The organism is [Clostridium] aminophilum DSM 10710, assembly GCF_000711825.1.
Lineage (GTDB): Bacteria > Bacillota > Clostridia > Lachnospirales > Lachnospiraceae > Clostridium_R > Clostridium_R aminophilum.
In genome coordinates this window covers 1-14,200 of sequence record NZ_JONJ01000012.1, presented here as the reverse complement: position 1 = coordinate 14,200, position 14,200 = coordinate 1, and the positions used below count along the sequence as shown (strand labels likewise).

Genomic DNA, 14,200 nt, shown 5'->3' with positions numbered 1-14,200 from the left:
GGCACTTTATGAGTTTCTGAAGGGATCAAATCCTGCAAACGGAGTATTTGAAAAGCCAGTATCATTGAATTCTCTTGGTCCGTTATCTTTCTCTTTTCTCGCTGTTCCCTTCTGTTTGTTAAAAGTACCATCACCTCGATTTGTTTTCTTGTTATTCTTTTTTTCTCTTGTATCAACAATACTCTTCTTTGCTTCGTGAGGATAGTATAGAAGACGTGCAACTGTATTCAGGTATTTTTGATCTCTGGCAGCAATCATGCAAGTGCTGATGTTTTTCTTTCCATCACTGAGTTTATAGGTGAAGTCTTCTGATCTCATCCCATTCTCAGCAATTTCAATCTGAGCTCGGGCTTTACAAGTTATTTTTTTTCCTTCTCCAACCTTTTTGGATCCTGTAAAAAACTCCGGACGAATAAGAACAAAATGTCTCAGAAGAATATTTTCCAACATATTGGCCACGTTCTTCTGATACTTCATATCATATGTAAAGAACCGATCATGTATCTCGCTGTACAAATCAAGAATGCTCATAGCATTCTCATCACTGGTTGCGTAATACTTAAAATGATCAACATACTTTCTCACATCCGTTATATTGTCATGCTCATCCGTGTTCTCAAACAATTCTAGGCCAGCTAAATATATCGTATACTTTTGGTTCTGATCAGTTAGCATTCGATCTTTGATCAAAACATACTTGGAATATCTGAAGAAATCTTTGATTTTCTTTCCTGCTCCTGCAGTGTCCTTGGAAATCGACAGTTTACAGTCCGCTTCACCTTTTTCGAATGCTGCAAGTTTCTTGTCCGCTAACGTATATACCGGAAGCCCGCCAACATACATCGCCGCAACCTGATGCAAAATCGCATTGCGGATTACAGTTCCATCCTCACGGGAAATCTCTTTATACTCTGCAGGTTTTTCCGTGTCATTATGAAGGCATAGATAGTGAAATCCCAGCTGGAAGTACAGTAAATCTCTCTCCCGAAGAAATGACCAACTGATCAGCTGACCTAAGAGCTCATTGATGATTTCGCTGAATTCTGTAATAGTCTGAAACTCTACACGGTTTTTTATCCTCTGAAATCTGAGGAGTTTTTTCTGATCCTCTTCGCTCTTACAATATCCGTTCTGTCTATATGGAGCGATCTGCTTCTCCAGCTGATAGTATTCCTCGATTTCTTCCCGCGTAACCTTAGGAACAACGTTTTTCAATACCTCATCCGGTCCAAACAGCTTTGCCATTACAATGTTTCTCTGCATGACCGGATTTTCTCCGTCCATATAGATGCCCGCCTTTACTTCTTCCTCATTACAGAACGTCTTCAATGCTGCAAAAGAAGACACCTCAGCAATTTTTTCATCTTTGAACTGGAGATAGTTATCCAAATAATCGGCATACGCATCTTCGTCCCTAAAATAATCGCTGAAAACATTAGAGAAACGGGAGGTTCCTTTTATACAGAAGTCTACTACCTCAAGGACATTGCTATAATACTCCACTCTCTGAGTATTATCCATATAAAGTCTATTATGGTTGGCCTTTGCCCTTCTCTGAATATCCCCGGCAAACTGAATATATGACCGAATAACTCCGGACAACTGGTTCAGTAATCTTCCATTGAGAAATTTACATAACACGTACCATCTCTGAAGATCCGGCGATTGCTTAACCCGCTCAACCAAACTGTCAAACATCCCGGATTTCCAATTTGGAAGAAATTCTTCTACCGGCTTCATCACATACAGCGTTTTAGGTAAATCGAAAATAAACTTGAATTCTTCCCTTCGAATATAGATCGCAAATGCCTCTTGTAACGTCCTTAACAGCAACATCTTGTAATGCTGGAAAATATCCGGTTTCCGCTTATCTTCACGCGTTGACTTTACCTTACGATTACCATTATTCTGCTCATTATACTCCGTCATTATCATCTGACATATTGCCGATAAAGACAGATTTTTCAGTTCATCACATCTTCTGCCAAAATCCTGAACAGCGTTCCTTTTTTTTGCTTCTTTTCCAACAATCGGTAAATTGTCGGCTTCTTTTCGAATTCTTCTCAGGCCTTCAAAAAACAGATGATGCGCATCACCGGACGGAAGGAATGAATTGTAATAGATCTCCTTAAAGAGATAGTAAACCCCGCTCTCCCATTTCTGGTATACTTCCGTATCAAAACTGGTGTTTGTATTCAACGTGTTTGAAAGAAACAATCTAAAGTTTTTACGGACAAAAACGCTATTAAACGAAGGAACCTGCGACGCCCTCGGATGATACGTGTTATACAGATGATCCATTATTCTCTTCAAATCCGATTCCCGATAAAACATTGGAAGATTGTTTGAATAAAACCTTGTCCTCTCTACTGCTATTCCCGTCGCAGCCTCATGAGAAAACATATCCCCGATGAGCTTTGCATTCCAATCAAAGCTTCCCTTATTTAAAGTTGTAAAGTGGAAGGTTTCATTTCTAAGTGAGTATATGGCCTTACGAAGATCATCTGCAAATTTTGTTTCATATCCAAGAGCCGAGGACTCATTACCATATGCAGCACAAAAATGGTTCAAATCCCAACTGGATGCTCCTCCGAAAAACTGAAGAATCGATTTCAGAGTATTACCTTCCCCTTCTTTTTTTATACTCTCAGCAATCTTTTCTGCCTTCCAGAGAAGAAAATCTTCTTCATTCTCTTCACTTTTCGATTGCTCAATTTTCTTGCCTGTCTGACCAACCACTGCTCTAAAAAGATTATTTGCCGCGAAGGCAACCTCCACGGAAAGTTGACGTTGAAGTGTCTCATCCGCTCGGATTTGTTCATAATCAAAGGATGTCAGTCCACCCGACACACTGTTCGAAAGCTTGCCTAATTCGATATCCTGGCCGGTCTTTCCCAGGTCTTCCATGGCAAAATGAAATACTGCCTTACCGACTGCTATGTACTTTATGCTCAGATAATTCAGGAGATCCTTCCAGACCTTCTCACCCAGATATCCAATCCGTAATTTGTAAAGTTTTTCCGGGTTTATACTTGCCAGAATTCTCTCTACGGCAGATTCTATGTGATGAATCCAAAATCGATTGATTCTCTGGTCCTCGAAAAACAATCCATCCTTATCCTGTTCTGTTACTTTGATGCTGCAGCGATAAGCCATAATATTGTGATCACGAATTGCGGATTTCAGATCATTTAGAGCTTCTTTTACTGCAAGCTTTTCTTTTTTTCGAGTCTCTCGATCTTCTGTCAGAATCTTGGCAAACGTCGCAAACTGCCGATCATTTTCCTTCCCTTTTTCATGGTCATGCCAGACTTCGAAAACGGGATTTGTATCAACTTCTCCTGGAAGTGTCGGTTCTTCTGTCTTTTCCGTGTCAACATTGAAATACAGCACGTTAAGTCTTCGGAGCTTCCGAAGGACATCCTCTCGATGATCTTCATTAAGATCGGCGTACATCGACATCATCCGCTCAATCGCACTTTTTTCCTCATTTTTCTGCGAATTGAATCTCCCCTGAGTAATCCCGATGATAGGATCTCCCTCATTGGATGGCTGAACAGCCATATTCTGATTTTCGATCGATCGAATAAGGTTCTTTTTAAAGGTTTTCTTTTCAAAGTCCTCATCCAGAGTCTGTAGAAATACTTTGAGTTCTTTCTCATCACCAGACAGTTTTCGTAATCCACAAGAAGCCTCTAAGATCATACGAAGACCGTCTGTTCCTGGTTTTAACCCCTTTCGCAGATAATACAGAAGAAGCTTTGAAATCACCTTCTGCGGATCTCTTTCGCCTTTAAGGGATTCTACCATTCCAAGATTAGACACAATTTCTTCCGGATTTGACTTGATTCCGTAGTAATTATACTTTGCATTTCCTATACTATTGTATCTACTCACTTCCCTATGAAACAGAAGATCCTTCAGCTCTCGATTCAGTTTTTTTACAACTTTTCCAAACCTTTTCTCATCGTCATCCTCTTCCGCTTTGCTCTGATTGAAAACATTGTAAAGTCTCTTTGCCTTTACATTTAATTGATCAAATCGTTTGTCAAGATCATTCACCTCTTGTTTTTTGGGATCCGTATAAAGCATTCCATGAACAGAGTCCGTCGCCTTCTGAATCCCTACTGCAGATCTGGTATGATCTACCTTTGAAAATTTCATCGTTTCCTCCCTGATTTAGCATCAACCAATTCTATTAGAATCCAACTTTTTCCATTTAATGGTACATAAATACCGCTATCTTCTTTCGATCAATTCCAAGGTTCTCAAAATATGCCTTCTCCTCATCCATCATAGTAGTATCTCCCACATATTCCGCAAACTCGTATCGGCCATTATGAATAACGCAATCGATAATACTGCCTTTCTTTTCACCATCTAATGCGCTGCATCTCATGTACTCATCGGCCTTTCGTTTATCGCCAAGATGATATGCGATTAATGCAAAATACTTATATATCATCTCCCACGGGTGGCCGCCACGCTGTTCCAGCTTGTCATATCTACGAAGTTCCATTTCTGGATGAAGCACAAAACTCTTGCAATTCTCCGTAAGGGCATCCCTCTCAGCGCACCAGAGTGCTCTCGCAAATACATACAAACCAAATTTGAATGTTGTCGCAGAATCGCCATCTGTGCCAAGCTTAAGCAGATACTCCAGCTGTCGATCAACATTATTCTCGCCGCCAAAATACTGAGGTGCTGTGTTCCTATATTCATCAAACATTCCGTTATCCAGATAATAATGGAGAAGGTAGGAAAGGGTGATCTGATAATCGGAGCTTCCTTCCTTCATCTGTTTTAATGCAGCCTTAAAATTCGTTTCAGCTTCTGTGTCCTTCAAAACGCTGAGCGCCTGTCCATATTGGCTAAGTGACTTGCCGTATTCCGAATCCTTTAATTCTTTTCCCGGGAAAATACTGCTTCGTATTTCGGCCAGTTTCTTCTGATACGCTACATTTTCCTTCGCAAGATTACGCGCTTCATCAAACTCGAATGAATCATCCAAGGACACAATTTTTCGATTTCTCATCCGAAGTATCTGAACCAAGTCCGTCTTTTCGAGATGTTCCATGGCCATATCAAAATAACAGTTCGCCTGCTCAGAATATCCAAGATGATTAAATACTGCTGTTCCGGCATTATACAATTCATAAAGAAGTTTTTCCTTTGTAGAAATGTCTTTTATCCTGCCGGATTCAACGGCCATTTTTATCTTCTCAAAAATATAATACAGCTTTTGCTGATTCAGGTTACTCTTATACATAGCAAGATTAAGCTTCTGAACCGCACCTCCAATAAGCACAGCATCGTCACTCTCTGTAACCTTTTTTTCTATTACAGGAAACCAATCGGAATGATAATGCTGCGCAAATTCGCTATTTCCATGTCCGGCATCATAACTGATCTCAAGCGCAGTATAATAATCACCATTCTCAACCGCGTTCAATGCCCTTTTATATTCCTCGTCAATGTCATCATATCCGAACGCGATTACACGGTCTTCGCCAAAAACATCCTTTCCCCATTCGACCATCTGGTTCATCCATGCTGAAGGGTATTCTCCGATTCTTCCATAGCTCAGCATAGAGCAGATAATGTCTGCAAGATATAAAAACGAGTGCTGACTTTGCCCCCGTTCCGTTCCTTTCTTTTTATACGAAATCGGTTTTGTATCCATATATCGAATATTAAATTTCCGAACATTGCATCTGGTCGCCTCACTCTCCATCATGGTGCGATAGATATCAGCACTTACGATATCATAATATTTCTCACCATTATCACCGCGTTCTCCCTGAGCTTTTTCTAATCGATACCCCAGAGTTCTATACTCATCGTCAATCTCTGTCCGAAAAACCTTTCTTGTAGGAAAATTAAGACTCACATCAGAAATCTCCGAATACATCGGATTGTGAAACAATAACCGCGTAACAGCATTTTCAATCATATGAATATACAGATTACTACCGATGGTTTCTTTTACCAGATTACTGTCAAGAGTATAGTTGATTCTGCTTCGAATGCCGCTGGCACTCTTTAATTCAACAAACATAACGTATTTTCCTACGCGCGATTTGTAATACCCATCCGCTGTCGGAAGATCTTGACCTTGATAAGTCCCCTTTTGAATAAACTCTTTTAAAGAGTTTCCAATTTCGGTTTTCACTGCTCTTACACTTGCTAAATTAGACGATTCATTCGCATGAAGCGCTTCCGGGAATTCTTCATCGCAATTGTTGCATACACTCTGAAGATAATTCATAATGCGATAACGTTCATTCCTTGCGTCATACGCATCCCCACAATCATCATAGAGTAACCCGGCAATAAACACCGGAGTCTTTTTCCGTTCTTTTTTTTCATCCGGTTCAAACTGTCCATTCTCGTCTAATGCTAACGTGATCATTTATGCCTCCTCAAAGCGTAAAACGCCTTCCATACTCTCTTTTTCCTTCAATACGTTATATAATTTATCCCAACGGTTATCCTTTGCCTCCGCTTGAAGATTCCAAATCACCTGCTGATTTCTTGCATCATGACCATTCAAAAGATTGAACTTCCATAATATAGAAGCACGTATTACTTTTTGAATATTGAATCTCCCTCCGACAACATCCAAATCATAACTGATTGCCTGTTGGAACAGTTCTTTTACCTGTTTCGTGATTCCGTTACTACGCGTCATTTCGATGAGCGCCAAATAATACTCGATCAGTGGTAATGGGTAGGTATACTCTTTCTTTTCAAATTCATGCGCATAAAACGGCTGAAGAATACAATAAATCGCTTCCTCTTCCTCTTCGCCATCAGACAAAAAGAACATGAATATTCCTTTTAGTAGTGCATACAGTGCAAAATAATACTCTGAAATATGCCTTTGGCTAAGAATATTCCTAAGCCACTCTGCCGGCGTATTTCCAACAAAATACTCATATTGTGACGCATACTCTATGTACAGGTTCTTATCCTTTATTTCGCATGCATAGTGAAGAATATGACATATGGTGATTTGAATGTTTCCCTTTGACTCGCCGAATGCGTCAATAGCTTTCTTAAATGACTCCAATGCTCCCGGCATTCCCATGCGGACCATATTGCATGCCATTCCGCTATATGACCGCCCAAGGAAAACCTTATATTGCTGTGTAGTTCCATGAGTCGCAATCCATTTTTGCAATTCTTCAATATTCTGTTTCTGAAGATGGTACGCCTCTTCATACTGATAACTGTCGGTATAAGCGGATGCTATAATCGGCATCAATTCAAACCGATCATCCTTAGTTAAAAAATTCTCAATGCTCTTTGCTAAAAAAATAGCGGCAATATGATTTCCTACATTGTTGTATGCACGAACACCTTGTATGCCCAAACCAGCAATAGCTTCTGGAGATAATTCATCGGAATGAGCTTTAGCAACACTTGCAAGGGCCTCATAGATGTATAACGCCCGATACTTGTCAACATAGTCTGATGTCAGAGCAGTCTGCAGCTGGTCAACGGCATTCTTAAACCCACTCGTATTCAAAAAGTCCACGCATATTCTGCATCTTTCAGGAAAAATATCCCTTTCATAAGCAATATTAAACAATTCGTAGTATTGTTTTTTTTGAAAAATATCATTAACCTGGATCAGTTCATCCAATGCTTTTCTCATTTGGTCCATATTGGGATATCGATACTTAGGATCCAGTTCCGTACTGACACGAAGAAATCTCTCTGCCAATCCATCAAACACCATATTCTGCGGAACGGTATCCAAATCCGGTCTCGATAGTTCATCCTTCAAAACCCATTTTGCAATGCCTCCAACAGAATAAACATCTGCTGTTTCATCTATCGTTTCCGCTGAATTATACAACACAAACGTTCTCACTTCCGGCGCTGAAAAATCATCCGAAATTGATATTTGGTTCTTTTTTCCAATGTCCTTTCTCAAAACGGCCTGATATTGCTCATGGAAAGATACCTTTACCGCCGAGATTTCATCGAAAGACACCATAATACACTTTGGTTCAAGAGACAAAAATACATAACCGCTATGATGTGCTGCTTCTGTTTTATCGATAATCTGTTTAATCAAATTAAGCTTTTGGGTTAGGCTCAAGCGTTTCAGTAACTTATCAGAAAGGATCTCTTTATTTTCACTCTTCATACTCAGTTATCCCTTTCTGCATATCAACCATCTTCTCAAACTCTGCAATCCACGGGCTGCACTCGACATATTCCAACACATACATTTTTCTCGATTTTAGTATCTTGTCGTCCTCATCCTCTTTCGGATATTGTCGAGGAAGATTTGCAATAAACGGGATATACTCATCATATACCCTGATAATCTTTTTTATTTCTGCATCTGATAATTCCTGATTGTGAGAAAGGCTTCCAACAACAAATTGCCACTCTCTCAAAACCGTCATTATCAATTTGATCAATGGAAATTCAGAAAGAAGATTTTTATCATTCTCCAGGAGACGATCCCTATACTTCATTGCATAAACAATGATCAGATCCGTCAAATCCATTTCAGCCATATCAGAGCTCTCATTTAAATAGTTTTTCTTCCAAAAGCCGCTGCTCGTCATGAAAAAACCCATCTCATTTTCATGCCCTGTTGCAATAAGATACTGAATCATCTCAATCTTTCGAATCTGCGCGGAGATATCCTCTGAGTTTTTCTTTTTTCTTCCAAACACCATTTTGCCTGCAAATGAATGATTTGCGCTTGATTGCTTTTTATTGGTGTTGAAGATGAGTCTGTTCTCGCCATTATATTCGGCACAATCCTTCATCGCCCTATCAGGATGAAGACCATCATTAAGAAACCGAATACTGTTCACTCCCGATATCAGGACTGATTCTTTAGTTATTTTTTTCGGTTTTACGATACTCTCGTACATTCGTTCCCAATTCTCGTTCCACGATAAATCGTGTTCAGAATAATTAGTCCTCCGATAATCTCCCAACGGAGAAAGGTCATGCTCGGAAACCCTGAGATTCTTTATATAAGCATTTCTATCATGAAGCCATCCTCTATTTACTTTCCGAAAACAGTTTTCCAAGTAGTCGATATGCTCTATACTGCCATCGGGATACATCACTGTAATCAGATCATCCAGCTTTAGGTCCTTATTCTGTTCATATAGTTGTCGTGATTTAACTATCTCTTCATAGAGCAGAGAAAGACTATACGGTTGCAATCTTTCCACCGAATCATTTTCTGATCGGTCTGTTTTCTGATTTTCTTTATCCTTTAAATGAGCAATATTATCAATGTCTTTTTTATATAGTTTTAATGCCTCAACAGGAGTATTTCCGCCAAATCCTCTTTCCAAATGATAAATACAAATAAGATCTTCAACATCCAAAAGGCACAGTGAGTAATATCCGCAGATTCTCAATAAATGGCTCATGTCCTCCGGTCGTAGATTCCAATAAACACCCAACTGCAGTAAAACGAATCGCGGCGGAACCGAAGCGCCGGTAAGAAACCATTTTTTTATTGCTGATGTGCTATAAAAGTGGGATGAACTGTCACTCCAACCATTCTGCTTCCAATATTTTTCTTTATGAATGATTCCACCGTCCGGGCGAGGCAACCTATACTGCTTCACCATATTCATAAACATTTTTTCATGAGTATGCAGTTTTGCCATCTCCTGAAGAAAAAATACAAATGCTACATGATTATTATTGGAAAAAGCGTAATCCAAGCATGTTTCAAACGTCTTGCTCTCCTCATTTTTTACTGCCGTATATCGTTTTAAACATGTTTCACGCGCTTTCGAATACTTAGGGGAGATTTCTTCATTTCCATAGAAAGCATCAACATAATAAATCCACGGCATATTGACACTATCATAATGAAAACTCTGATCTCTAACTGTAAACTGCGGCCTCATCACCGTACCCCCTAGTCCATGCATTCATGTGCAACTACTCTTCTCACTGTGACTTATCACTAATTAATCGGAATTTATACGCATTTGTATTATTATATCTCACCAATTCATGCCTCTCAACATATACACTATATAGGTATTGTAGTATTTTCTCTCACCGTTTTCCAATCAGAGAACCATGCTCGATTCTTTACAAATCCGAAGATTCTGACCTGCAAGATAGAGATCACATTTATCCGGCAAATGATATGCTCGCAGGCTGTCCTCATCATCTTTAATAAGATCCTTCAGATCAACCAACATCCTTTTATATAAAACGCGGTTTATCCATACCTCAAAGGCAGATTTCTGAACCCGAATGCCGTACTTACTGATTTCTTTCACAAATTTCGTGCGACGCTTATCGTTCGTTATGTCGTAGATAATCAAAGCATACACCATCTTTTCATTCATACGTTTATCACCTCAGCATGATCGGTTTGTATAATTCCGGCGCCTCTAACTCAAGCATTTTCCCGTAGGTATAAATCTGATGGGCCACTGCCTGTGCGAACACGATTTTCTGTTTACTCACATCCAGATACTGACAGCTACTATCCATTTTCATTTGCAGCTTTCGAATCAGCTTACAAACTCCTGTATGCGATAGATATACGGCCTCTCCTACTTTCTGAAAATCATCGTCAGTGAACTCGTGCCCGGTAAACATCGACATGACCGTAGAATCCACTATGATCGGTCTCCATTCTTCCATCAGATCGCAGGCAAGCGCTGGACGATGATATCCTGAAGCATGAAATACGCCAACCTCCGGAAGTAATCCGGCTCCCGATATCTTTCCAAGAACCTCATTCATCAAAATGGTATATCCCATTCCCAAAGCTGCATTCACCGGATCTTTTGGTGGTCTGCGAGATCGTCGGGAGAATCGATACTTTTCATCCGGAAATGATCCAAGAGTTTCAAAATATGTCTTTGCCGCAATCCCTTCTATTCCCATAAGTTCTTCAATCTTCGTTGCTCGTTCAATGCGTCGGATCATGATTTTCATTTTCTCATTCCAAGATCCGTATTCTCCTCCCGTTTCTGCACGTTTTCTGGTATATCTTCGGAGAATTATCAACTGATTATTGATTTTCGCCTTCACGATCTTCTTATCAATTTCCAGCCGGTCTTCCTGCCGATCCAGAAATCGGTATTGATTCCAAACCTTTTTGGGATCAATGAATCCAGGCCCGGTCAATTTACCCGCACAGTACCCCTTGTATGAGTAAAACACTACCGGAATGTGTTCTTTAAGGCATCGGGTTGAAGCCTGTGTCGTCATCTGAACACCGCCAAATAATTCAACCATATCAATCATGCTGATAGGCAGTTCTCTTTGTGAATGGTCTGCCTTTTTCACAATGAGTCTGTTTTCCTTTAAAGAAATATGTGCTCCCTGATCGCATACGTAAAGGTTCATCATAGCCCTCCCGACATATATCGATGCTCTGTGTTCTCATGCCGCAAGATGATTATCTCATCCTTTTCTTCTATGCTTCTTGGGCGAATAGTATCTCTCTTCGATTAGAAAAAACACGCTTCCACAATGGAAAGCGTGTTCTTCCTATCAGTTATGACCGGTACGGTTATGTATAATTAACTCTCAAAGGTTGGAATATCAATTTGCATTCAGTTTTTCCTGAATCTCCTGCTGAACCTCCATAATTCTTGCAGTTGCCAACAGCTGGAATGAGGTCGCACATACCGGAAGGAGCGTTCCAAAAAAAATCGCGAGAGTAGTATTCCAATCACGAGCCTCATACGAATAGTAGTACCCTCTTGTTTCCGTTCCAAATACGTTTGCAAGAATGAATGCGCCAATGGTTCCTAAAATCAGCATTGTCCATCCAAGCAGATTGCAGACATCACCTAAACTCATTTTGTTTTCTCTTTCTTCCATTTCTAAATCCTCCATTTCAAAAAACATTGTCCTTATAGTATGAGATTGTTCTCAGAACAGAGTCACAGATTCGTGAATAATCAAGATGGTCTTACGACCTCAGTATTAGGAAGATTTCAACACAAGAAAACTTAGTTTCAGGCTTAATGATCGAGTCATGCAGCCAAAGTCCTATCGCCCTCTATATCAGGCTGTTCTACAAACAAGATGATAAGTGGATTGAGTGGAACAAGTACACCGTCTATTGCCCTCTATATCGGGCTGTTCTCCAAACGGTCGCAAGAGTTCTGGCAGATTCGCAGCATCAGGTCTATTGCCCTCTTTATCGGGCTGTTCTCCAAACAGATGGTAAAGATCCCGTCTGAAAAGGTATGGTCTGGTCTATTGCCCTCTTTATCGGGCTGTTCTCCAAACTTAAGATGGTTACTCGTTAAGAGTTTACATAAACGTCTATTGCCCTCTATATCGGGCTGTTCTCCAAACTTGTGATGCAAGGCAGACTCTTGATGATGATATGTCTATTGCCCTCTATATCGGGCTGTTCTCCAAACGTGACAAGTTCCATCTCAAGTATCCGGCAATTAAGTCTATTGCCCTCTATATCGGGCTGTTCTCCAAACTGGCTTGGACAGGCCATTGGGGGAATTGCTTCCGGGTCTATTGCCCTCTATATCGGGCTGTTCTCCAAACGGGAAAGAACTCTTCCCCGATGAAGCATATGTTGCGTCTATTGCCCTCTATATCGGGCTGTTCTCCAAACCGTTATCCGGTACGGCAACACTTGCGACAAAAGGCGTCTATTGCCCTCTATATCGGGCTGTTCTCCAAACCCTGCTCTTTATAAGGCAGGTATTATGCGGGGTCTTTAGGCATTTATCGGCCGAAAAAATCATCATCCATGTCAGAGACAATCTCCTCAACATTTTATGTTCTCCGAAGCTCAGAACGTTAGAATTTACGCCATATCGGCCCAAAACCTTACCGCATTTGTTTCGTTTGATTATAAACCAGCATATTAATCCATTCAACCCTTGAGTGTCTACTTTCGACCCGAAACAAATTTTTCATAACATCGTATAGGCCGAGATTTACCCAACCCATACGATATCATCTTCATGCCAGAGCAGCGTCCCTCTCATCTGCGAATTGACTTGCAGCCAACCATCCCAGATTCTCCGTAATGGCAACAGCAATCGTCGCATTCACGACATTGCCGAATCCAGGAATACGGCTAACTATCGCTTTGGAAACAGCCTTACCAACTGTTGAACCAATCCCGCTTGCAACAATCGCTAACGCTTCACTCTCGCTAAGCGACTTACCAAAGACCCTTCCCAAGTTCACAACCATGGCCATCTGACATGGTGCAATAAAAACGGCATCTCCGCACGGAATCTGCGCAAGCCCTCCTCCAATCACCCCCGTCATAGCACTAGCGGAATGAATGATAACCGCACATCTTGATTTCTCCTTAGAAGTCATCATATACTCCCACCTTTCTGCAGGTTTCCCTGCCAAAATCATCCTAATACTGAATGGTTATTCCATCCGAATGTGTTGAATCTGTTCTTCGTATGTAACTATACAGCATTAATTGTTTATATTTTTGGGCAAAAAGTATCGTTCTTCACTTATAAAATTTAAACCGCATAAAATAGAATCACCATATAAATAAGACCTCGTCCCAGTTTCATAACCTTGGACGAGGTCCTCCAATTATTCGAATGTTCTCATCTCAAATCATCGGTCGTTTTTTTATATCCTCCGATATTCTTGTTCTCAGCTTATCCCGTAAATCCCTGGACAAAGAACTTGATAAAAGCAATCGTCTGCGACTGATAAATGATATCAATCAGGAACGCTCCGACGATCGGAACAATCATAAATGCCCGACGGGACATTCCATATTCTCTCGAAACCGCAGTCATGTTAACGATAGCACTCTGTGTTGCCCCGAGATGATGCCGTGATGTGCTGAATCTGTTCCAAAATTTGAGTTATCAAAAAAGAGAGGGAAGCGGTTCACCCCAATGTCATTAAGTTAGTATTGTATCCCGAGGCTGAAACTTTAAAGAGGGTGCTGAAATTGTTCCGGCATCCTCTTTTTCCATGTCTTTTTCCACGACAAATAGACGGATGCAAATCCGTCTGATAAATACGTGTATAATCTATGGATTTATGCTACTCTATAAAGGAAACCTTTAAAGATTCTTGCGGATTGGTATCTTTCCCGGTGCCGGTCAAGCCTGACAGGTACAAGATTTCTTGATATGATGGTTTCCAAATTGGGTGGAGATGTAATACCGCGGTAGAACTTTCTGCACATGTGAGCTGCAACTGAGAAGTTAGC

General features: G+C 40.5%; 8 protein-coding genes and 1 CRISPR repeat array. All 8 genes read right to left on the bottom strand.

The window, feature by feature from the left end:
* Nucleotides 1-6: 6 nt before the first annotated feature.
* Nucleotides 7-4,164, bottom strand: a complete 4,158-nt coding sequence (gene cas13a / locus BR86_RS0109450; protein ID WP_031473346.1) for a type VI-A CRISPR-associated RNA-guided ribonuclease Cas13a — start codon at nucleotides 4,162-4,164, stop codon at nucleotides 7-9.
* Between the two features lie 55 nt (nucleotides 4,165-4,219).
* The gene (locus BR86_RS0109445) at nucleotides 4,220-6,412 is read right to left on the bottom strand and encodes a hypothetical protein (protein ID WP_031473344.1); all 2,193 of its coding nucleotides are present in this window, start codon (nucleotides 6,410-6,412) and stop codon (nucleotides 4,220-4,222) included.
* Nucleotides 6,413-8,158: a protein kinase family protein gene (locus tag BR86_RS0109440; protein WP_031473342.1), complete on the bottom strand. Its 1,746-nt coding sequence runs from the start codon at nucleotides 8,156-8,158 to the stop codon at nucleotides 6,413-6,415.
* Nucleotides 8,148-9,905, bottom strand: coding sequence for a hypothetical protein (locus BR86_RS0109435; protein WP_031473340.1), 1,758 nt, complete (start codon nucleotides 9,903-9,905; stop codon nucleotides 8,148-8,150). Before BR86_RS0109435 ends, BR86_RS0109440 begins: the two co-directional genes overlap by 11 nt.
* 168 nt (nucleotides 9,906-10,073) lie before the next feature.
* Nucleotides 10,074-10,358 (bottom strand): CRISPR-associated endonuclease Cas2, encoded by a 285-nt coding sequence (gene cas2, locus BR86_RS14710; protein ID WP_207641166.1) that lies wholly within the window; start codon nucleotides 10,356-10,358, stop codon nucleotides 10,074-10,076.
* Between the two features lie 7 nt (nucleotides 10,359-10,365).
* Entirely contained in the window at nucleotides 10,366-11,370 is a 1,005-nt protein-coding gene (cas1, locus tag BR86_RS0109425; RefSeq protein WP_031473336.1) for a CRISPR-associated endonuclease Cas1, read from the bottom strand.
* A 198-nt stretch (nucleotides 11,371-11,568) separates the two neighbouring features.
* Complete coding sequence (locus tag BR86_RS0109420) at nucleotides 11,569-11,850, bottom strand: hypothetical protein (RefSeq protein WP_031473334.1); 282 nt, start codon at nucleotides 11,848-11,850, stop codon at nucleotides 11,569-11,571.
* A gap of 169 nt (nucleotides 11,851-12,019) precedes the next feature.
* A CRISPR array of direct repeats spans nucleotides 12,020-12,680; the repeat unit is 35 nt; unit sequence GTCTATTGCCCTCTATATCGGGCTGTTCTCCAAAC.
* A 283-nt stretch (nucleotides 12,681-12,963) separates the two neighbouring features.
* Nucleotides 12,964-13,335, bottom strand: a complete 372-nt coding sequence (locus BR86_RS0109415) for a hypothetical protein (protein ID WP_081844214.1) — start codon at nucleotides 13,333-13,335, stop codon at nucleotides 12,964-12,966.
* Between the last annotated feature and the right edge of the window lie 865 nt (nucleotides 13,336-14,200).

Coding starts and splice junctions, on each gene's coding strand:
- cas13a (WP_031473346.1), bottom strand. CDS start 4,164: ATGAAATTTTCAAAGGTAGATCATACCAGATCTGCAGTAGGGATTCAG.
- BR86_RS0109445 (WP_031473344.1), bottom strand. CDS start 6,412: ATGATCACGTTAGCATTAGACGAGAATGGACAGTTTGAACCGGATGAA.
- BR86_RS0109440 (WP_031473342.1), bottom strand. CDS start 8,158: ATGAAGAGTGAAAATAAAGAGATCCTTTCTGATAAGTTACTGAAACGC.
- BR86_RS0109435 (WP_031473340.1), bottom strand. CDS start 9,905: ATGAGGCCGCAGTTTACAGTTAGAGATCAGAGTTTTCATTATGATAGT.
- cas2 (WP_207641166.1), bottom strand. CDS start 10,358: ATGAATGAAAAGATGGTGTATGCTTTGATTATCTACGACATAACGAAC.
- cas1 (WP_031473336.1), bottom strand. CDS start 11,370: ATGAACCTTTACGTATGCGATCAGGGAGCACATATTTCTTTAAAGGAA.
- BR86_RS0109420 (WP_031473334.1), bottom strand. CDS start 11,850: ATGGAAGAAAGAGAAAACAAAATGAGTTTAGGTGATGTCTGCAATCTG.
- BR86_RS0109415 (WP_081844214.1), bottom strand. CDS start 13,335: ATGATGACTTCTAAGGAGAAATCAAGATGTGCGGTTATCATTCATTCC.